The sequence below is a fragment of the Streptomyces inhibens genome (assembly GCF_003389455.1).
Classification (GTDB): domain Bacteria; phylum Actinomycetota; class Actinomycetes; order Streptomycetales; family Streptomycetaceae; genus Streptomyces; species Streptomyces inhibens.
In genome coordinates, this window is record NZ_QUAC01000032.1 from 34,044 (window position 1) to 54,214 (window position 20,171).

General features: G+C 72.4%; 15 protein-coding genes. 7 read left to right on the forward strand and 8 right to left on the reverse strand.

The annotated features are described in order from the left end of the window. Window positions 1-55: 55 nt before the first annotated feature. Genes DY245_RS05375 through DY245_RS05385 form a run of 3 tightly spaced genes read right to left on the reverse strand, consistent with a single transcriptional unit; the run spans window position 56 to window position 3,949 of the window. On the reverse strand, window positions 56-2,470 hold the full coding sequence (locus tag DY245_RS05375) for a xanthine dehydrogenase family protein molybdopterin-binding subunit (RefSeq protein ID WP_128504061.1): 2,415 nt from the start codon (window positions 2,468-2,470) through the stop codon (window positions 56-58). A 1-nt stretch (window position 2,471) separates the two neighbouring features. Further along, window positions 2,472-3,071 (reverse strand): (2Fe-2S)-binding protein, encoded by a 600-nt coding sequence (locus tag DY245_RS05380; protein ID WP_128504063.1) that lies wholly within the window; start codon window positions 3,069-3,071, stop codon window positions 2,472-2,474. Continuing rightward, window positions 3,062-3,949, reverse strand: a complete 888-nt coding sequence (locus DY245_RS05385) for an FAD binding domain-containing protein (protein ID WP_128504065.1) — start codon at window positions 3,947-3,949, stop codon at window positions 3,062-3,064. The genes DY245_RS05380 and DY245_RS05385 overlap by 10 nt, the downstream gene beginning before the upstream one ends. A 277-nt stretch (window positions 3,950-4,226) precedes the next feature. Here DY245_RS05385 and DY245_RS05395 point away from each other — a divergent pair, with 277 nt between their 5' ends. The 3 genes from DY245_RS05395 (at window position 4,227) to DY245_RS05405 (ending at window position 8,362) form a co-directional block, all read left to right on the forward strand. Further along, window positions 4,227-5,888, forward strand: a complete 1,662-nt coding sequence (locus DY245_RS05395; protein ID WP_128504070.1) for a PucR family transcriptional regulator — start codon at window positions 4,227-4,229, stop codon at window positions 5,886-5,888. 343 nt (window positions 5,889-6,231) lie between these two features. Continuing rightward, window positions 6,232-7,086, forward strand: coding sequence for a hypothetical protein (locus tag DY245_RS05400; RefSeq protein WP_244942845.1), 855 nt, complete (start codon window positions 6,232-6,234; stop codon window positions 7,084-7,086). Window positions 7,087-7,486: 400 nt separating this feature from the next. Next, on the forward strand, window positions 7,487-8,362 hold the full coding sequence (locus DY245_RS05405) for a hypothetical protein (RefSeq protein WP_181923530.1): 876 nt from the start codon (window positions 7,487-7,489) through the stop codon (window positions 8,360-8,362). 17 nt (window positions 8,363-8,379) lie between these two features. Here the strand turns inward: DY245_RS05405 and DY245_RS05410 are convergent, their stop codons facing one another. Beyond that, window positions 8,380-9,078, reverse strand: coding sequence for a GntR family transcriptional regulator (locus DY245_RS05410; protein ID WP_128504072.1), 699 nt, complete (start codon window positions 9,076-9,078; stop codon window positions 8,380-8,382). Between the two features lie 174 nt (window positions 9,079-9,252). Between DY245_RS05410 and DY245_RS05415 the strand changes: the two genes are divergently transcribed. Both DY245_RS05415 and DY245_RS05420 read left to right on the forward strand, forming a co-directional pair. Beyond that, entirely contained in the window at window positions 9,253-10,092 is an 840-nt protein-coding gene (locus tag DY245_RS05415; RefSeq protein ID WP_128504074.1) for a (2Fe-2S)-binding protein, read from the forward strand. Between the two features lie 195 nt (window positions 10,093-10,287). Further along, window positions 10,288-11,379, forward strand: a complete 1,092-nt coding sequence (locus DY245_RS05420; protein WP_128504076.1) for a DUF2637 domain-containing protein — start codon at window positions 10,288-10,290, stop codon at window positions 11,377-11,379. 40 nt (window positions 11,380-11,419) lie between these two features. Here the strand turns inward: DY245_RS05420 and DY245_RS05425 are convergent, their stop codons facing one another. Beyond that, a complete protein-coding gene (locus DY245_RS05425; protein WP_128504095.1) occupies window positions 11,420-11,797 on the reverse strand; it encodes an ATP-binding protein in 378 nt (125 codons plus the stop codon). A 290-nt stretch (window positions 11,798-12,087) separates the two neighbouring features. On the opposite strand from DY245_RS05425, the gene DY245_RS05430 reads away from it, so the two are divergent. Next, window positions 12,088-15,225 carry an alpha-mannosidase gene (locus tag DY245_RS05430; RefSeq protein WP_128504078.1) on the forward strand — a complete coding sequence of 1,046 codons (3,138 nt, stop codon included), beginning with the start codon at window positions 12,088-12,090 and terminating at the stop codon, window positions 15,223-15,225. A gap of 14 nt (window positions 15,226-15,239) precedes the next feature. On the opposite strand, the gene DY245_RS05435 is transcribed toward DY245_RS05430, so the two are convergent. Then, on the reverse strand, window positions 15,240-16,982 hold the full coding sequence (locus DY245_RS05435) for a pyruvate dehydrogenase (RefSeq protein WP_128504081.1): 1,743 nt from the start codon (window positions 16,980-16,982) through the stop codon (window positions 15,240-15,242). Between the two features lie 90 nt (window positions 16,983-17,072). After that, entirely contained in the window at window positions 17,073-18,419 is a 1,347-nt protein-coding gene (locus DY245_RS05440) for a protein phosphatase 2C domain-containing protein (RefSeq protein ID WP_128504083.1), read from the reverse strand. Window positions 18,420-18,963: 544 nt separating this feature from the next. Here DY245_RS05440 and DY245_RS05445 point away from each other — a divergent pair. Then, a complete protein-coding gene (locus tag DY245_RS05445) occupies window positions 18,964-19,446 on the forward strand; it encodes a DUF456 domain-containing protein (protein ID WP_128504085.1) in 483 nt (160 codons plus the stop codon). Between the two features lie 3 nt (window positions 19,447-19,449). Here the strand turns inward: DY245_RS05445 and DY245_RS05450 are convergent. Continuing rightward, window positions 19,450-20,171 (reverse strand): DNA-3-methyladenine glycosylase family protein (locus tag DY245_RS05450; RefSeq protein WP_280524951.1); only part of this gene is annotated, 722 nt, incomplete at its 5' end.

A 20,171-nucleotide genomic window follows, 5' to 3' on the forward strand; every position in this document is an offset into this window, starting at 1 on the left:
CCCTGACACGCACCGCCCGGAGCCGGTGTCCGGGGGATCGCCCCCGGACGGCTCACTATGTGCCGGTGAGGTGTTCGGGACGCACCGGCGTCTTGTTGAGTTCCAGCCCGGTCGCGTTCCGGATCGCCGCGAGGACGGCCGGAGTGGACGACAGGGTCGGGGCCTCGCCGATGCCGCGCAGCCCGTACGGGGCGTGCTCGTCGGCGAGTTCGAGCACATCGACCGGGATGGTCGGGGTGTCGAGAATCGTGGGGATGAGGTAGTCCGTGAAGGAGGGGTTGCGCACCTTCGCGGTCTTGGGGTCGACGATGATCTCCTCCATGACCGCCACGCCCAGGCCCTGGGTGGTACCACCCTGGATCTGGCCGACGACGGACAGCGGGTTGAGCGCCTTGCCGACGTCCTGGGCGCAGGCCAGCTCGATGACCTTGACCAGGCCGAGTTCGGTGTCCACCTCGACGACCGCGCGGTGTGCGGCGAAGGAGTACTGGACGTGGCCGTTGCCCTGGCCGGTGTGCAGGTCGAACGCCTCGGTGGGGCGGTGGCGCCACTCCAGCTCCAGCTCGACGGCCTCGCTCTCAAGCACATCGACCAGATCCGCGAGGACCTCGCCGCCGTCGGTGACGACCTTGCCGCCCTCCAGGAGGAGTTCGGCCGTCGCCCAGGCCGGGTGGTACGAGCCGAACTTGCGCCGGCCGATCTCCAGGACCGCCTCGCGGACGTGCTCACAGGTGTTCTTGACCGCACCGCCGGTGACGTACGTCTGACGGGACGCCGAGGTCGATCCGGCGGAGCCGACCTGGGTGTCGGCCGGGTGGATGGTCACCTGTGTGACGCCGAGCTCGGTGCGGGCGATCTGTGCGTGGACGGTGACGCCGCCCTGGCCGACCTCTGCCATCGCGGTGTGCACGGTCGCGACCGGCTCACCGTTGATGACCTCCATGCGCACCTTGGCGGTGGAGTAGTCGTCGAAGCCCTCGGAGAAGCCGACGTTCTTGATGCCGACGGCGTAGCCGATGCCGCGGACCACGCCTTCGCCGTGGGTGGTGTTGGACAGACCGCCGGGCAGCGCCCGGACATCGGCGCCCTCACCGGCCGCCAGCCACTGCTGCTCCGGGGGAAGCGGCATCGCCTTGATACGGCGCAGCAGTTCGGCGACCGGGGCCGGCGAGTCGACCGGCTGGCCGGTCGGCATGATCGTGCCCTGCTCCATGGCGTTCATCTGGCGGAACTCGACCGGGTCGATGCCCAGCTTCGCCGCCAGCTTGTCCATCTGGGCCTCGTAGGCGAAGCACGCCTGGACCGCGCCGAAGCCGCGCATGGCGCCGCAGGGCGGGTTGTTGGTGTACAGCGCGATGGCCTCGATGTCGACGTCGTCGATCACGTACGGGCCGACCGACAGGGAGGAGGCGTTGCCGACGACCGCCGGGGAGGCCGACGCGTAGGCGCCGCCGTCCAGGACGATCCTGCACTTCATGTGCGTGAGCTTGCCGTCCTTGGTGGCGCCGTGCTCGTAGTAGAGCTTGGCCGGGTGCCGGTGGACGTGGCCGAAGAAGGACTCGAACCGGTTGTAGACGATCTTGACCGGCTTGCCGGTGCGGAGCGCCAGGAGGCAGGCGTGGATCTGCATCGACAGGTCCTCGCGGCCACCGAAGGCACCGCCGACGCCGGAGAGCGTCATCCGCACCTTCTCCTCGGGCAGGCCGAGGACCGGGGCGATCTGGCGGAGGTCCGAGTGCAGCCACTGGGTGGCGACGTAGAGCTCCACGCCGCCGTCCTCGGACGGCACGGCGAGGCCGGACTCCGGGCCGAGGAAGGCCTGGTCCTGCATGCCGAAGGTGTACTCGCCCTCGACGATCACGTCGGCCCGCTTCCGGGCCTCCGCCACGTTGCCGCGGATGATCGGCTGGCGGTGCACGATGTTCGGGTGCGCGACATGACCGATGTGGTGGTCGTCGCGGCCCTCGTGGACCAGGATCGCGTCGGGGGCGGTCGCGGACGCCTCGTCCGTGATGAGCGGCAGCTCGACGTACTCGATCTTGATCTTGGCGGCGGCGCGGCGGGCGGTCTCCGGGTGGTCGGCGGCGACCAGGGCCACCGGCTCGCCGTGGTGGCGGACCTTCTTGTGCGCGAGAACCGGGGTGTCCTGAATCTCCAGGCCGTAGTTCTTCATCTCGGTCGGCAGGTCGTCGTAGGTCAGCACCGCGTAGACACCCGGCGTCGCCAGGGCCTGGGAGGTGTCGATCGACCTGATCTCGGCGTGCGCGACGGTGGAGCGGAGCGTCTGGCCCCACAGCATGTCCTCGTGCCACATGTCCGAGGAGTACGCGAACTCGCCGGTCACCTTGAGGGTGCCGTCGGGCCGCAGCGTGGACTCGCCGATGCCGGCCTTGGTCTTGCCGCCCTGCGTGAGGTTGGTGGGTGTACGGGCCGGAGCGGTGGCGGCTCGTGGTGTAGGTGTGCCGGCCATGTCAGGCCCCCTGTCCTGCGGTCTGGCCCTCGCCGCGGGCGGCCGCGAGCCGGACCGCGTCGAGGATCTTCTCGTAGCCCGTGCAGCGGCACAGGTTGCCCGACAGCGCCTCGCGGATATCGGCGTCCGACGGGGAGGCGTTGCGCTCCAGCAGTTCGTCCGCGGCGACCAGCAGGCCCGGGGTGCAAAAACCGCACTGGACCGCGCCGGCGTCGATGAACGCCTGCTGGATCGGGGAGAGTTCGGTGTTCTCGCCGGTCTGCGAGTCGGCGGGCCTGGCTTCCCACTGCTTGGCCGCGTCGATGCTCGTACCGCAGGCTCCGCTGCCGCAACTGCCGTGCTCGGCGCGCTGCTTGGCGTAGTCCGCCAGGCCCTCGACGGTCACCACCTCGTGGCCCTCGACCTGACCTGCGGCGACCAGGCAGGAACAGACCGGCACGCCGTCCAGACGGACCGTGCACGAACCGCATTCGCCCTGCTCACAGGCGTTCTTGGAACCCGGCAGGCCCATCCGCTCGCGGAGGACGTACAGCAGGCTCTCGCCTTCCCAGACATCGTCGGCCTCCTGCTGGCGGCCGTTGACGGTGAATGTCACGCGCACTGTGCGCTCCTCTCGTTGCCGCGGTAGGACTCCCAGGTCCAGCCGAGGGTGCGGCGCGCCATGATGCCGACCGCGTGCCGGCGGTACTTGGCGCTGCCGCGTACATCGTCGATCGGGTTGCAGGCGCCCGAGGCGAGCTGCGCGAACTGCTTGGCGACGGACGGCGGGATGGGGCTGCCGGACTCCCAGAAGCCGCCCTCGTCCAGCGCCGCGGCGAGGAAGTCCTCGGCCTCCTTGGCCCGTACGGGAGTGGGTGCGGCGGAGCCGATGCCGGTGCGCACCGTACGGGTCTCGGGGTGCAGTGCGATACCGAAGGCGCACACCGCGATCACCATGGCGTTGCGGGTGCCGACCTTGGAGAACTGCTGCGGGCCGTCGGCCTTGGGCAGATGCACCGAGCGGATCAGCTCGTCGGGCTCCATCGCATTGCGCTTGACGCCGACGTAGAAGTCGTCGATCGGGATCATGCGGCGGCCGCGCAGGGATTCCACCTCGACCTCGCAGCCGGAGGCGAGCAGCGCGGGGTGCGCGTCGCCGGCCGGGGAGGCGGTGCCGAGGTTGCCGCCGACGCCGCCCCGGTTGCGGATCTGCGGGGAGGCGACGGTGTGCGACGCCAGCGCCAGGCCCGGGAGTTCGGCCCGCAGATTCTCCATGATCTTGGTGTAGGAGACCGAGGCGCCCAGGCGTACGGTCTTCTCTCCGACCTCCCACTCGCTCAGGTCACCGATACGGTTCAGGTCGAGCAGGTACTCGGGGCGGCGGTGGTCGAAGTTGATCTCGACCATCACGTCCGTGCCGCCCGCGATGGGCACAGCGGTGGGGTGCTCGGCCTTAGCGGCGAGCGCCTCCTCCCAGCTGGCGGGGCGAAGGAAGTCCATGGGTGGCCTCTTCTACGAATTCTACGAATCGGTCATTCGCTGCTCATGGTGAGGACCTGGGGCCCTGGGGCCCTGGTCGCCATCGAGCTGTTCATGTCTTGTTAACGCTGTTGGACTCAGTGAACGCGCCCTGCACCCACCCGGTGCAGTCACCGAAACCATGAAGCGGTTGGCTGGCCAAGCCACCCGTCTTGTAGATTCGAACGAAAGACGAGGCTCTGAAACCTCGCGGCATTCCACCGGCAACACCAGACAGCAAAGAACGGCGGGCGAGGTCATGCGGCTCCGCGCACTCCTGGACACCCACACCTTGGGCCTTCGGCTGCTCGGCGGCGAGGACGAGCTGGACCGCACTGTACGCGGCGTGATGACCACCGATCTGCGTGATCCCAGCCGCTACCTCTCCGGCGGCGAACTCGTGCTCACCGGCCTGGCCTGGCGCCGCGAGCCGGAGGACTCCGAGCGGTTCGTCCGCATCCTGGCCGCGGCCGGCGTCGCCGGGCTCGCGGCCGGCGAGGCGGAGCTCGGCGCGATCCCGGACGATCTCGTGCAGGCCTGCCGCCGGCACCGGCTGCCGCTGTTCTCGGTCGAGGAGGCGGTCTCGTTCGCCTCCATCACCGAGCATGTCGTCCGCCAGGTCTCCGGCGAGCGGGCCGGGGACCTGGCCGCCGTGGTCGACCGCCACCGCCGTCTGATGACCTCGGGCCCCACAGGTGGCGGTCCGGAGGTGGTCCTGGACCTGCTCGGCTCCGACCTCGATCTGCGGGCCTGGGTGCTCTCCCCCACCGGCCGGCAGATCGCCGGCTCCACCCTCGCGGACTCCGGGCCCGAGCTGTCCGGTGAGCTGGCCGCCCGGCTCGCCGGTGAGCATCTGGCGGCCGCCCGCACCGGCCGCCGCGGCCCGCACCGCACCACCCTGGGAGGAACCACCTTCTCGCTCTTCCCGATCCGCCACGAGGGCCGTGACCTGCGCCAGACGCTGCTGAGCGACTGGCTGCTGGCCGTCGAGGCGGACGCCGGCGACTGGCCCGAGGAGCGCCTGGACCTGCTGCACGGGGTCACCCAGCTGATCGCCGTCGAACGCGACCGGCGCGATGCCGCCCGTACGGTCCGCCGACGGCTCGCCCAGGAGGTGCTGGAGCTCGTCCAGACCGGCGCGCCGCCCGCCGAGATCGCGGCCCGGCTGCGGGTGGCGGCCCCGGTGCTGCTGCCCGGTCTGGGCAGCGCCCCGCACTGGCAGATCGTGGTGGCCAGGGTCGAGTGGGAGGACGGCGACATCCCCGGCGGGCCGGTCGCGCAGAGCCTGCTGGAGGAGATGCTGGTCGACCCCGGCACCTTCGGCCCCGAGCCCTCCGACCGCATCGCCGTGGCACAGACCGGCGACGACGCGGTGGCGCTGGTGCCGCTGCCCGTCCCGGACGAGTCCGGGGACTCCTCGGCGACCGGTCTGCACGCCAATGAGCTGCTCTCCGTCGTTCAGGAGCCGCTCAGCCGCGGCCTGGCGGACGACGGGCGGCTGACCGTCGGCGTCAGCGCCTCGGTGCACTCGGCGGAGGGGCTGCGCGGCGCCCTGGAGGAGGCCCGGCACGCCCGACGGGTCGCCGCCGCCCGCCCGGGCCGGGTCTGCGCCGCCGGGCACGAGGAGCTGGCCTCGCACGTCCTGCTGCTGCCGTTCGTGCCCGACGACGTCCGCCGGGCCTTCACCGCCCGCCTGCTGGACCCGCTGCGCGACTACGACCGCCGCCACCGCGCCGAGCTGATCCCCACGCTGGAGGCGTTCTTGGACTGCGACGGCTCCTGGACCCGCTGCGCCACCCGTCTCCACCTGCACGTCAACACGCTCCGCTACCGGGTGGGCCGGATCGAGCAGCTCACCGGCCGCGATCTGTCCCGCCTGGAGGACAAGCTCGACTTCTTCCTCGCGCTGCGGATGAGCTGACCGCCGGGCGCGCCGCGGATCCCGTCGCCGGGCGGCGGGCCGTCCGGCGGCGCGCCACCGGTGCCCGGGTCCGGCCGCCGCGACTCCGCGCTCCCGCATCGGCCATTCGGGGTAACCCGATCGGGCGTCATCCCGTCAACTGCGCTTGGCGGCACGCCGACCGGCCGCGCCACGACACGCCCGATCAGGGCCACTGCGCCCACCCGAAACGCCCATCCGGCGATTGTGAAATCATTCACCCACCCCCTTGGCCGCACGACGGAGTTCGTGCTGAGATTCGCCCACGGCTTCCAATTTCCAGCTCAATGGCGCGCTCGGGGAGGGCAATGTGGCGGATACCGCCATGCCAGAGTCAGCGGATCCCGCGGATCCGGTCAGTTCCAAGGATCCGGTGCCGATCTCGGTACCGGGGCCGGCACCCGCACCGGAGGTACCGGCAGCCAGAGCGGTCGAGGGGGACGATCCCCTCGACCGTGCCGTTTGGCGGCTGCGCTCCCGCGGCTGTTGGGACGACGCGGCCGCGCTGCTGGAGCCACACTCCGTCCATCACGCCCCCTCCGCGCTGCGCCGCGCCGCGCTCCTGGTGGAGCGCTGCATGTTCACCGCCACCGGCTGGGCCGAGGCCGAGGACGCGCTGCGCACCGCCGAGGCGCTGGCCGGTGACGACGACGAGCGGGGCGGCGCGGCCTGCGAGCGCGGTCATCTGGCATATGCCGCCACGGTCCTCGGCGTACGGGACCGGGCCGACGAGGCACGCTCGGCGCTGGGCCGGGCCGCCGCGCTGCTCGCCCCCGCCTCGGCCGGCCGCCCGCTGCTGGACTTCCGCCGCGGGCTGATGGCCGAGCACATCGCCGACAGCCCGGATTCGGCGCGCGCCGCCTACCGCCGCGCACACGCCGGCGCCACCGCGCACGGCGATATCCTGCTGCTGTCCTTCACCTGGCGCCATCTGGCCGGACTCGCCCTGCGTGACGGTGAGTTGGCGGAGGCCAGGCACGGTTTCGCCGAGTCGTTGCGGATCCGCGAGGAGCTGGGTTTCCTCGTCGGCACGGCGCCGGCGCTCGCGGCGCTGGCCGACGCCGCCCCGGACGCCGACGCGGAACGGCTGCGCGCCGAGGCGGCCCGGCTGTTCCGCCTCATGGGCGGCGTCCCCACCTGGCTCGCCGACCATCTCTCCACGGCCTCGGCGGCGACCTAGGCGCGGCCGGACCGGACCGGCGACGAGGGCACACATCACGGTCGGCCACCAACGGGGCACGCCCCGTTGGTGGCCGACCGTCGTCGCGCCCGCGGCCACTCGCCGTCAACCCCCCGTCCTCAGCCATGCGGGCCCCCGCACCGATTGGCCGGATCCGGACTGCCCTGGCGGGGGATCGGCCGGGGCGCACCGGTTACCGCACCCCCCGGGCTTCGACGCGACGAGCGAAGCATGAGGTGGGACCATGGGCGAAGGCCACGGGGCAGCGGCGCCTCTCCACGCCCCACAGGCCCCGAGAATGGCCGCAAGTCGCACTGTGAGGCGCCGGTGGGGACTGGATGCTGGTCCGTGACCAGCTGGGCCCCCCACCCATTGACGGAGCCTTTTCAGGAGGCGATCCATGGCAGCAGGAGTGACCAAGACGACCGCTGGAACCGACTGGGGCAAGGCGGATTTCGAGGCGATCTACAACTGCCCTGATCCGCGCCGGTACTTCACCACACTGCAACCACTGGACTACCAGATTCCGCACCACGGCCAAGCGGTGTTCCGCGTCGTGGCCGAGGCCCTGCGGCGGCGCCGGAGCGACCGCCCACCACTGCACGTCGTCGACCTCTGCTGCTCATACGGGGTCAACGCCGCGCTGCTCAACCACCGGCTGTCCCTCACCGACCTCTACGGGCGCTACGCCGTACAGCGCCCCGAATTCCCGACGACCCGTCAACTCATGGAGGAGGATCGAACATTCTTCGCCAGCCGGCTGCGTGCCGAACCCTTCCGGGTGACCGGCATCGACTCGGCGGACCGGGCCGTCGACTATGCGCGCACGGTCGGTCTGCTCGACCACGGCTTCGCGGAGAACCTGGAGCTGGACGACCCGAGCCCGGCGATGCGGCGCACACTGGCCGGAGCCGATCTGATCACCGTCACCGGCGGCGTCGGCTATATCTCCGCGCGCACCTTCGGCCGGCTCTTCGACTGTGTGTCGTCGCCGCCCTGGGTCGCGGCGTTCGTGCTCCGCGAGGTGAACTACCGGCCGGTCTCCGCGCTGCTGGCCCGCGCCGGCCTGGTGACCGAGAAGCTCACCACCCGTACGTTCCGCCAGCGGCGGTTCGCCGACGGTGGTGAGCGGCGGTCGGCGTTCGAGGCGCTGGCCGGGCGCGGTCTGACCGTCACCGGCAAGGAAGCCGACGGCTTCTACCACGCCGATCTGTATCTCTCCCGGCCCGCCGCCGATATCGCGGCGCTGCCACTGGTGGAGCTGCTGCCGGGCTGAGCCGGCCGCCCGCGGGGTCAGTGCGGGTGGCGCGTCGCCGAGACATGCTCACGGGCGATCCGCTCGACGACCGCGTACTCCTGGGCGATCAGCGCATCGAGCAGCGCGGTGTGCTCCGAGGCGTCCGCCAGCAGCTCGGCCGTACGCAGCCGGGAGCCGCCGGCCGCCGGCCACTGGGCACGGCGCAGCAGATCGCCGGTGACCTCGGTGAGCCGGCGGTTGCCGGTGAGCGAGATCAAGGCGTCGTGGAAGGCATGGTCGGCCTCGGCGTAACCGACCCGGTCCCCGCGGGCGGCGGCGCTCACGCCCGCCGCGGCGAGCGGGCGCAGCGTCTCCCAGCGCTCCGGGGGCAGCGCCCGGGCCAGCCGGACGATCGCGGGCACCTCCAGCATGGCGCGGACCTCGGCCAGCTCGGCGAGGTCACGGGAGCTGCGCTCGGCGACCCGGAAGCCGCGGTTGGGGACGACCTCGACGGCGCCCTCGCCCGCGAGCTGCTGCATGGCCTCGCGGACCGGGGTCGCGGAGACGCCGTAGCGCTCGGCGAGCGCGGGCGCGGAGTAGACCTCGCCCGGGGTCAGCTCCCCGCCGACCAGCGCGTGGCGCAGCGCGGCCAGCACCTGGCCGCGGACCGAGTGCCGCCGGAGCGCCGCGGGACCGGCCTGCGCGGGCACCCATGCCCGTGCGAGCGGCTCCTGTTCCGCCGTGCCCTGCTCCATGACGGTTCCTCCTGACGTCCCCAGCACCATAGGCGGCCTTGGCCACAGTTCAAATCCGGGAGCCGGTCCCGCAGCCGGCGAGGGCTGCCAGGACTGGCTTCAGGCGGGGGCGGGTACAGTCTTCGGATAAGGTAAGGCTTACCTGCTTACGCTCGCGATTCGGTGGTCTCCCGCATGACTTCTGCCCTCGCCGCCCCGCCCGCGACCCACCCCGTCGCCGCCGCCTACGCCCGGCTCTCCGAGGTCTTCCCAGGTCTGCAGGTGACCGCCTGGGACGCGGCACCGCCCACCGGCGACGGCTGGGTGTGCGCGGCCGGGCTCGCGGCCGGCGGTGAGACCCTGGACACCTTTCTCGCCTGGGACGACGCACAGATCGTCCGCGACTACGGACAGCGCGCCCGGCCGGACGTGATCGCCGGCTTCGCGCTGCACCGCTACGCCTGGCCCGCCTGTCTGCTGATCACCATCCCCTGGTTCCTGCACCGCCGGGTCCCGTACCTGCCTGTACAGGACGTCTCCTTCCAGCGCGAGCTGGGCCGGATGGCGGTCCGCGTCAGCTCGTTCGGATGCCTTCCGGACGATCCGGCGGCGGCGCTGCCCGGCGCCCGGGTGGTACGGGACGAGGAGGCGCTGCGCGCCGAGGTGCGGTCGGCGGTGGCCGCGCATCTCGGGCCCGTACTGGAGGGCTTCCGCAGCCGGATGCGGCGCGGCCCGCGGGCGCTGTGGGGCATGGCGTCCGACGAGATCGTCGAGGGGCTCTGGTATCTGGGGCATCTGCTGGGCGAGGAGCCGCGCGCGGTGGCCGCATTGCAGCGGCTGCTGCCGGGCGCCACCGCCCCGTATGTGGGGAGCGCGGGGTTCCGGTCGCTGACCGGGCCGGACGGCGCGATGCTGCCGACCCGGGACCGCGCCAGCTGCTGCATGTTGTACACCCTGCGCCCCGAGGACACCTGCGTCACCTGCCCGCGCACCTGCGACGAGGACCGCATCAAGCGCCTCACCGCAACCAGCTGACCCCCACACCACCCGTTCGGGTCACTGAATTCGAACTCAACTCAGCGTCAACACAAGGCAGTTCGAGGCCGCGGTCGCTATCTGCGGGTCCCCGCCCCTCCTTGGCGTTCTCTTGCTCCGAAACCCCCTGTGGGAGGGCTGGATTCCGCCAGGATGTCGCGCGAAATCGCGTATCCGAGGCAAGGGGTCCCCAGAATGAGAACGACCGCTATATCGCTGGATTGGCTGATTCCCGGCGCCCTGATGCTCGTCGGCGTGACGGCGGCCGCGGCCCTGGTGCTGCGCGGCAAACGCGCCGCCGCCCGGTCCGCCACCGACGACTCCTGGGAGCGCAGCGAGGAGCGCCGCCGCCGCAAGGAGGCCGTCTTCGCCTCCGCCTCCTATCTGCTGCTGTTCTGCTGTGCGGCGGTCGCCGCCGCGCTGTCGTTCCACGGTCTGGTCGGCTTCGGTGTGCAGAACCTCAACCTCACCGGGGGCTGGGAGTATCTGGTGCCGTTCGGCCTCGACGGCGCGGCGATGTTCTGCTCCGTCCTCGCGGTGCGGGAGGCCAGCCACGGTGACGCCGCGCTCGGCTCCCGGATGCTGGTGTGGACGTTCGCGGGCGCCGCGGCCTGGTTCAACTGGGTGCACGCGCCGCGCGGCCTGGACCACGCGGGCGCACCGCAGTTCTTCGCCGGGATGTCGCTGTCGGCCGCGGTCCTCTTCGACCGGGCGCTGAAGCAGACCCGCCGGGCGGCGCTGCGCGAGCAGGGCCTGGTGCCCCGCCCGCTGCCGCAGATCCGTATCGTCCGCTGGCTGCGGGCTCCCCGCGAGACCTTCGCGGCCTGGTCGCTGATGCTGCTGGAGGGCGTACGGACGCTGGACGAGGCGGTCGAGGAGGTCCGTGAGGACCGGCGCGAGAAGGAGCTGAACCGGCTTCGCCGGCGCGAGAAGGGCAAGCTCGACCGGGCGCGGATCAAGGCCATCAACCGGCAGCACCGCACCTGGGGCATCGGCCGTACCGGCGCCCGGCAACTGACGGTCGCTCAGGCCACTGCGGCACCCGCGGAGATGGCCGGCCCGGACTCCGCGATAGCCGGCGACCCCGCACCGCTGACCACGGCGGAGCTGTCCGTACGCGCCCGCCCCGCCCTCAAGGCCCTGTCGGGCGCCGACCCCGATGCCACCGACGGCGCGATCGGGACCCGCCGGACCGTGGACCTCACGACCGAGGACGACACCCAGACGCTGCCCCGTCTGGACTCCCTCGAAGAGAAACTCGCCGAGATCGAACGGCAATTCGGCTGACCGGTGGCGGACCGCGCCGACCGACACCCCTGCATTCGGGTCAGGCCGGTCCGCCGCCCAGCTCGAACCACACGCACTTGCCGAACCCCTCGGAGCGTATGCCCCACGCGTCGGCCAGCGAGCGCACCAGCATCAGCCCCCTGCCCGACGTCCCTTCCGTGCTCGCCGCACGCGGCTCGGGGCGCCCGGGCGCAAGATCGCGGACCTCCACCCTCAGCCGGTCGCCGACCCTGGCCGTGACGACGGCGCCGCCCTCCGTATGCACCAGGGCGTTGGTGACCAATTCGCTGGTGAGCAGCGTCGCGACCTCCGCGAGCTCCCCGCTGCCCGGCGCTGCCCAGCGGCTCAGCAGCTGCCGTAACTCCCGGCGCACCTCGCCGACCGCGCGCAGATCTGCATGCCGCACCTTCCGCTCCAGGACGCCCGGCGCTCGCGCGGCGATCCCCCCGCCGCGGGCCCCTTCGGCCGACTCCTGCCTTCTGTCCCGTTCCTCGCGCCGCACAGGCTGACGCATTCTCTCCCCCGCCCCCCACGAACCTCGGCGCCCGGTCTCGAACAGCCTCACGGTCAGCATGCCCATCGGATCAGCCGCCATGCTTCCGCTTGCGCGGCCGCTCGCCGGCGGCCCGCGCGCCGGGTGGGCCGGGCCGGGACCGAGTGGGTATGCCTGACCCGATGCGTGGGCGAGTACGAGCGTGAGGAGCCGCTGTGCACGACGACCGACTGCTGGTGGAGGGGCGCCTGGAGCGGGCGCTGGGGCAGTTCATCAGGCCCGCGCAGTACGCGGCGCGGGTGCCGCTGCGGCTCACCGTCTGGCATGCGCCGGGTGAACCCCGGCCGGTGGGTGAGGCCTTGCGGGCCGCGTACGAGCCGTTCGCGGCCGGCGAACTCTGGGGGCCGCCGTGGTCGACGAGCTGGTTCCGGCTGGCCGGCGAGGTGCCGCAGGAGTGGGCGGGCCGGCGGGTGGAGGCCGTCATCGACCCCGGCTTCAGCGGCGACGGGCCCGGCTTCCAGGCCGAGGGGCTGGTGTACGACGCCGACGGGGTACCCGTCAAGGGCATCCATCCGCGCAACCGGCACATCCCCGTCGGCTCCCCGGTCCACGGCGGTGAGGAGGTGCGGCTGCTGCTGGAGGCCGCCGCGAACCCGGCCGTGCTGCGGGACTTTCGCCCCACCGACCTCGGCGACGTACGGACCGCGGGGGACCGTCCGCTGTACCGCTTCGCCTCGGCGGATCTCGCGGTGCTCGACGAGACCGTCTGGCAGCTGATCCTCGATATCGAGGTGCTGTCGGAGCTGATGTACGAGCTGCCCGTCGACCGCCCGCGCCGGCACGAGATCCTGCGTGCCCTGGAAGACATGCTGGACGCGCTCGATCTGCACGATGTCGGCGGCACGGCGGCCGCGGCACGGGCCCACCTGGCGGACGTACTGACCCGCCCGGCCTCCGCGAGCGCCCATCGCCTGTCCGCCACCGGGCATGCGCATATCGACTCGGCCTGGCTGTGGCCGCTGCGCGAGACCGTGCGCAAGGCCTCCCGCACCTTCGCCAATGTCACCCACCTCGCCAAGGAGTACCCGGAGTTGGTGTTCGCCTGCTCCCAGGCGCAGCAGTACGCCTGGGTCAAGGAGCACCAGCCGCGCATCTGGGAACGCATCAAAGCGGCGGTGCGGGACGGCAACTGGGCGCCGGTCGGTTCGATGTGGGTGGAGTCCGACGCCAATATGCCCGGCGGTGAGGCGCTGGCCCGCCAGCTCGTCCACGGCAAACGCTTCTTCCTGGACGAACTGGGGGTGGAGACCGAGGAGATCTGGCTGCCGGACTCCTTCGGCTACACCGCCGCCTTCCCGCAGCTGGCGCGGCTGGCCGGCGCGAAGTGGTTCCTGACCCAGAAGCTGTCGTGGAACCAGACCGACAAGATGCCGCACCACACCTTCTGGTGGGAGGGCATCGACGGCACCCGCGTCTTCACCCACTTCCCCCCGGTCGACACCTACAACTCCCGTCTGCACGCCGGCGAACTCGCCCACGCGGAACGGAACTTCGCCGACAAGGGCCGCGCCACCCGCTCCCTGGTGCCCTTCGGCTGGGGCGACGGCGGTGGCGGCCCGACCCGCGAGATGCTGGAGCGGGCCCGCCGGCTGCGCTCCCTGGAGGGCTCACCGCGCGTCGAGATCGAGCCACCGGCCCGCTTCTTCGAGGCGGCCCACGAGGAGTACGGAGCGGCAGCCCCGGTCTGGTCGGGCGAGCTGTATCTGCAGTTCCACCGCGGTACGTACACCTCGCAGGCGAAGACCAAACAGGGCAACCGGCGCAGTGAACATCTGCTGCGCGAGGCGGAGTTGTGGGCGGCGACGGCGGCGGTGCGGACCGCGGCACGGGCGGGCGGCGGCGCCGCGTACGCCTACCCGTACGACGCGCTCGACCGGCTCTGGAAGACCGTACTGCTGCACCAGTTCCACGACATCCTGCCGGGCTCGTCGATCGCCTGGGTGCACCGCGAGGCCCGGGACACCTACGCGGCCGTCGCGGCCGAGCTGACGGAGATCATCGAGACGGCGATCGGGGCGCTGGGAGGGGACGGGGCGGCCGGGGTGCCGGCGGTGTTCAACGCCTCGCCCTACGACCGGGACGAGATCGTCGAGCTGCCGGCGCGGGCCACGGAGGCGGGGCCGGATGAGCCGGCCGCCGTCCCGGTCCATGTCCCCGCGCTCGGTTCGGCCACCGTCCGCCCGCCCGGCCCGGACTCCCCCACGCCGCCGCCCCCGCCCGTACGGGCGGGCACCGAGGCCGACGGCACCCTCACCCTCGACAACGGGCTGCTCCGCGTCCGCCTCGACACCGACGGCCTGCTGACCTCCGTACGCGATCTGCACACCGGACGGGAGGCCCTGGCGCCGGGCGCGCGCGGCAATCTGCTGCAACTGCACCCCGACCACCCCAACAAGTACGACGCCTGGGACCTCGACCGGCACTACCGCAACCGGCACACCGATCTGACCGACGCCGAGTCCGTCGAGCTCACCGCGGCCGGACCGCTGTCCGCCACGGTGCGGGTGACCAGGGCGTTCGGCGCATCCCGGATCACCCAGGAGCTGACCCTGCGCGCGGGCTCACACCGCCTCGACATCACCACCGACATCGACTGGCACGAGTCGGAGAAGGTCCTCAAGGCCGCCTTCCCGCTGGATGTGCACGCCGAACGCTCCACCGCCGAGGTGCAGTTCGGGCATGTGCACCGCCCCACGCACACCAACACCAGCTGGGACGCGGCGCGTTTCGAGATCTGCGCACACCGCTGGCTACGGGTCGCCGAGCCTGGCTACGGCGTCGCACTGCTCAACGACTCGACCTACGGCCATGACGTCACCCGTACACCGCACGCCGAGGGCCTGGGCACGACCGTACGGCTGACCCTGCTGCGCGCACCGCACAGCCCCGACCCCGAGACCGACCAGGGCGCCCATCGCTTCACCTACGCGCTGCTGCCGGGCGCCGAGGTCGGCGACGCGGTCGCCGAGGGCCTGGCGCTCAACCTCCCGCTCAGGACCGCCGGCGCACCACCGGTCCCCCCGCTGATCCGCGTCGACCACCCGGCCCTCACCGTCGAATCGGTCAAGCTCGCCGAGGACCGCAGCGGCGATGTGGTGGTGCGCCTGTACGAGTCCCGGGGCGGCCGCGCGACCGGCATCCTCTCCCCCGGCTTCCCCCTCGAACGAGCCATGGTGACCGACCTGTTGGAACGCCCGCTGCACGACGAGAAGGAAGGGCCGACATCGGAGGTGACACTCGAACTGCGCCCGTTCCAGATCCTGACGCTGCGGCTCGTGCCCCAGCGCCGTTAGCCGCCCGGCGGGTCTCACATCCGCGGAATGTTCCGCAGGTTGGACCGTGCCATCTGCAGCATCCGGCCGACCCCGCCGTCCAGCACGATCTTGCCGGCCGACAGCGCGAAGCCGGACACCATCTCCGCGCTGATCTTCGGTGGGATCGACAGGGCGTTGGGGTCGGTGACGACGTCGACCAGCGCCGGGCCCTTGTGCTTGAAGGCGTCGCGCAGTGCGCCGCGCAGCTGTTTGGGCTTCTCCACGCGTACGCCGTGTGCGCCGGCCGCGCGGGCGATGGCCGCGAAGTCCGGGTTGTGGTTGGTGGTGCCGTACGAGGGGAGGCCGGAGACCAGCATCTCCAGTTCCACCATGCCGAGCGAGGAGTTGTTGAACAGCACCACCTTCACCGGCAGGTCGTACTGGACCAGGGTGAGGAAGTCGCCCATCAGCATGGTGAACCCGCCGTCGCCGGACATCGAGACGACCTGGCGGCCACGGTCGATGAACTGGGCGCCGATCGCCTGCGGCAGCGCGTTGGCCATCGAGCCGTGGCTGAACGAACCGATCACCCGGCGGCGGCCGTTGGGGCTGAGATAGCGGGCCGCCCAGACATTGCACATACCGGTGTCGACCGTGAAGATCGCGTCATCGGCGGCCTCCTCGTCCAGGACGGAGGCGACATATTCGGGGTGGATCGGGGTGTGCTTCTCCACCTTGCGGGTGTAGGCCTTGACCACACCTTCCAGCGCATCGGCATGCTTCTTCAGCATCCGGTCCAGGAACTTGCGGTTCGTCTTCGGCCGGACCTTGGGGATCAGACAGCGCAGCGTCTCGCGGACATCGCCCCAGACGCCGAGGTCGAGCTTGGAGCGACGGCCCAGGTGCTCGGGCCGTACATCGACCTGGACGATCTTGACGTCGTCGGGCAGAAACGCGTTGTAGGGGAAGTCCGTGCCGAGCAGGAGCAGCAGATCGCACTCATGGGTGGCCTCGTAGGCCGCGCCGTAGCCGAGCAGTCCGCTCATCCCCACGTCGTACGGGTTGTCGTACTGGATCCACTCCTTGCCCCGCAGCGCATGCCCGACCGGCGACTTCACCCGCTCGGCGAACTCCATCACCTCGGCGTGCGCACCCGCCGTGCCGCTGCCGCAGAACAGCGTGACCTTGCCGGCCTCGTCGATCATCCGGGCCAGCTTGTCGATCTCGTCGTCACCGGGGCGTACGGACGGGCGCGCGGTGACCAGAGCATGCTCGATGGCGCGCTCGGGGGCCTGCTCGGCGGCGATATCGCCGGGGAGGGAGACGACCGAGACCCCGCTCTGCCCGATGGCGTGCTGGATCGCGGTCTGGAGCACCCGCGGCATCTGCTTGGTGCTGGAGATCAGTTCGCTGTAGTGGCTGCACTCGGCGAACAGCCGGTCGGGGTGGGTCTCCTGGAAGAAGCTGGTGCCGATCTCGCTGGAGGGGATGTGGGAGGCCAGGGCGAGGACCGGGGCCATGGAGCGGTGCGCGTCGAAGAGCCCGTTGATCAGGTGCAGATTGCCGGGGCCGCAGGAGCCGGCGCAGGCGGCGAGCTTGCCGGTGAGCTGGGCCTCCGCCCCGGCGGCGAAGGCCGCGACCTCCTCGTGCCGGACCTGGATCCAGTCGATCGCGGAGTTGCGTCGGATGGCGTCCACGACCGGGTTCAGGCTGTCGCCGACGACGCCGTAGAGCCGCTGCACCCCCGCCCGCGCCAAGATGTCCACGAACTGCTCGGCCACGGTCTGCTTCGCCATGTCGCTGTCGCTCCTTCGACGGGATGCGGGTCGGGCGGCTTCCTTCCCATGAACCCACGGCGGGCGGGGGCGCGCCTCCGCTGCCCGGCGCTACGCCTCCCATACCCCGACGGCCGTGCGGTCCTTCGTGTGGCCCTTGACCCGTAGTTGTGCGGTGGCGAGGAAGTCCACCAGGCCCGGTGGTTCGGGTGCCTTCCAACAGGCGGCCAGTCGGGCGGCGAAGGCGGGCTCCTCCTGGAGCGGCTCCGCCAGGCCGGCGCTGCACAGCAGCAGGGTGTCCCCCGGACGGGCGAAGGCCGCCCGGAAGAGGAAGGGCGCCGGCCGCGCCGGGCTCCCGGCCGTGTACGGGCCGTGCGGCAGGCCGGGGGCGGAGCGGGGCGGTCCGCCGTCGGAGCCCGGTGCGTCGCCCGTGTCGTGGTCGGCCGTGGCGTGGTCGGCCGTGGCGGGCTCCAGGTCCTGCCAGGCACCGTCGCGCAGCCGGAAGAGGCCGCCCGCGCCGACACCGAAGAACACCCGGGTGCGGCAGTCCGGGTCGGCGGGCAGCAGCAGACAGCGCAGCGCGGCCGTGTACCGCTCCGGCGCGGCGCCCAGCTCCCGCGCCCGGCCGCGCAGCTTGCCGTAGCTGCGGTCGGTGAGCCGCTGCAGCCCGGATTTGAGGGCGTCCCGATGGTCCGTACGGATGTCCTCCGCCAGTTGGGTGTAACTGCGGCCGACCGCGCCGCCGATCCACGCGCAGGCGTCGCGGGCGGCGCGGTGGGCTCCCTCGGCGGCCGGCGGAGGGGTGGCGACGGCGACCAGGATCAGGGCCTGCCGGCCGGCGCCGAAGCGGGCGGTGAGCAGCGCATCGCGGCGTACGTCACCGCGGTAGCGGGCGGAGTCGCCGCGCTGTGAGGCGGCGCGCAGGGTCAGCGAGCCGTAGCGGGCGCCGTCCAGCGCGGTGTCGGGTACGAGATCGTCGAGCGCGCCGGGGTCGGCGGCGGGCAGCGCGCCCGGCTCAGGGTCATAGGTGGGCGGCCGGTCACCGACGAAGCCGGCGGTACGGGACGGTGGGGTGTCCGATGGAGTGCTCGGTGCGGTGTCCGGTGAGGTGTCCGATGCGGTGTCCGATGGGGCGTCCGGTGAGGTATCGCGCGAGGCCGGGCCGGTGGCCGGGAGCGGGATCGGCGGTGAGGGTGTGGGCGGTGGGGCCGCCGGCCGTACGGGCGGCTCCCACGGCTTCGGCTCGGCCGGCGGCCCCACCGCCCGCAGCGCCGACTCGACCCGGTCGTCAAGGGTGTCCGCGGCATGGGACGGACCGGCATCCGACGGCCCGGCAGTTCGCACCCCCGCGCGGCCCGCGACGCCCCCTGCCGCGCCCTGGCCGCCGCCCTCACCATCGCCGTACAACTGCCGCCACCAGTCGTCCTCGTGACCGCGTCGTGCCCGCTGCTGGTTCATGCGGCGCATTGTCCCCAGCGGGCCGCTGCCGAAACAGGGCGCGAAGAAGCGGGTCCGCCGGGCGGCCGGCCCCCGGCAGGTGGCCGCCCGGCGGGGTTCAGCGGTCGGCGCAGGTCATAGGCGCGGACGGTCTGGCCGTGGAGTAGGGCGGTGCGGCCTTGGTGAGGGCTCCGGGGGTGTCACCTCCGGTTCGAGAGGTGAGCGGAAGGTGCAGGTGGGCGAAGTGGCCTGGGGGCGCGGCCGGTTGCGGTCGGAGGCGGGGATCTGCTCGGTGTCCTGCCGGAGTTCGTAGCGGATCGCGGTGGTCGGCCGCCGTGCCCACCGCGTGCCGGTCGGCGCGTACGGCGGCGAGGTTCTTGTCGCGTACGCGGTAGGTGTGGCCGGAGGTGGCCGGGCCGCGCTCGGAGAAGGCGGGGTGGTAGTCGTACGGTGCGGCACCCGCCGCTCACCGGGCGCACTTGCTCCGTTCGTCCCGTCGGCAAGCGGTTCCGGGCCGCTTCCGGCACTCTTGGGCCATGAGAGAGCGCAGCGTACGAGCCGTCACATGAGCGTGTGGCAGCTGGTCGCGGTCGGCCTGGTGATGCTGCTGGGGCTGCTCGGGGTGCTGGTGCCGGGCATCCCCGGGCCGTTGATCGTGTGGGCGGGTGTGCTGTGGTGGACGCTGTCCGAGAAGTCCTCCCTCGCGTGGGGGCTGCTGATCGGTGCCACCGCCGTCCTGCTGCTCAACCAGGCGGTGAAATGGCTGCTGCCGGCCCGCAATCTGCGTGCCGCGGGCGCGCCCTACCGCACGCTGTTCCTGGCGGGGGTGGCCGGCATCGTGGGCTTTTTCGTGATCCCGGTCATCGGGGGGCTGCTGGGCGCCGTCGGCGGCCTCTATCTGCTGGAGCGGCTCCGGCTCGGCAGCCATGGCGATGCCTGGGCCTCGACCCGTACGGTCATGCGCGCCATCGGTCTGAGCGTGCTGATCGAGCTGTTCGTCTGTCTGCTGGTCTTCGGCGCCTGGGCCGGGGCCGTTTTCGCGGGCTGAGGGTCATCCGGCCCGGCCGGCCGCGGCGTACGCGGGCAGCCCGGCCGTCCCGGGCATCTCGCCCGCCGGGAGCAGCCCGGCGTTCCAGAGGTGGTGGAGGGCGTACGCGCCCCAGGGCCGCCACCTGCCGGCCATGCCCGCCTCCGGGGCCGTCCGGGGCTCCGGCTCCGTCTGCGTCCCCACATCCGGGTCGCCGAGCGCCCGCATCCTGATGTACGCGGCGGCCCGCGGGCCGACTCCTGGCAGTGCGGCCAGCGCCCGTTCCGCGCTGTTGCGGTCCGCGCCCGCGTCCAGCGCGATCGTGCCGTCGGCGAGCGCGCCGCACAGCGTCCGCACCGGCTCCTCGACCTCGGCGCCGGTCAGTGCGGCGGGCGCCGGGAAGAGGTGGGTGAGGTGGCCGTCCGCCACGTCCAGCGGCTTTCCGTACGCCCGGACCAGCGCGGCGGCGCGCTCCGGCGAGCCGCCGAGCACGGTCCGTACGGCCAGCTCCTCGGGGTCCGCGGCGCCCGGCGAGCGCAGCCCCGGGCGCTCGGCCACCAGCGGCCCGAGCAGCGGATCCGCGCCGAGCCGCTCGGCGACGGCGTACGGGTCGGCGTCCAGGTCGAACAGCCGGCGCATCCGCTGCACGGCCGTCGACAGGTCCCGCAGATCGGTCAGCCGCAGCCGGCACTCCAGCCAGCCGCCGTCCGCGCCGCGCGCCGCCGGGCACACCAGGCCCGCCGACG

Bases quoted from the DNA above. Each gene is read 5' to 3' on its own strand.
- DY245_RS05445 (WP_128504085.1), top strand. From the start codon at position 18,964: ATGAGCGTGTGGCAGCTGGTCGCGGTCGGCCTGGTGATGCTGCTGGGG.
- DY245_RS05415 (WP_128504074.1), top strand. From the start codon at position 9,253: ATGACTTCTGCCCTCGCCGCCCCGCCCGCGACCCACCCCGTCGCCGCC.
- DY245_RS05375 (WP_128504061.1), bottom strand. From the start codon at position 2,470: ATGGCCGGCACACCTACACCACGAGCCGCCACCGCTCCGGCCCGTACA.
- DY245_RS05420 (WP_128504076.1), top strand. From the start codon at position 10,288: ATGAGAACGACCGCTATATCGCTGGATTGGCTGATTCCCGGCGCCCTG.
- DY245_RS05385 (WP_128504065.1), bottom strand. From the start codon at position 3,949: ATGGACTTCCTTCGCCCCGCCAGCTGGGAGGAGGCGCTCGCCGCTAAG.
- DY245_RS05435 (WP_128504081.1), bottom strand. From the start codon at position 16,982: ATGGCGAAGCAGACCGTGGCCGAGCAGTTCGTGGACATCTTGGCGCGG.
- DY245_RS05400 (WP_244942845.1), top strand. From the start codon at position 6,232: ATGCCAGAGTCAGCGGATCCCGCGGATCCGGTCAGTTCCAAGGATCCG.
- DY245_RS05405 (WP_181923530.1), top strand. From the start codon at position 7,487: ATGGCAGCAGGAGTGACCAAGACGACCGCTGGAACCGACTGGGGCAAG.
- DY245_RS05395 (WP_128504070.1), top strand. From the start codon at position 4,227: ATGCGGCTCCGCGCACTCCTGGACACCCACACCTTGGGCCTTCGGCTG.
- DY245_RS05440 (WP_128504083.1), bottom strand. From the start codon at position 18,419: ATGAACCAGCAGCGGGCACGACGCGGTCACGAGGACGACTGGTGGCGG.
- DY245_RS05410 (WP_128504072.1), bottom strand. From the start codon at position 9,078: ATGGAGCAGGGCACGGCGGAACAGGAGCCGCTCGCACGGGCATGGGTG.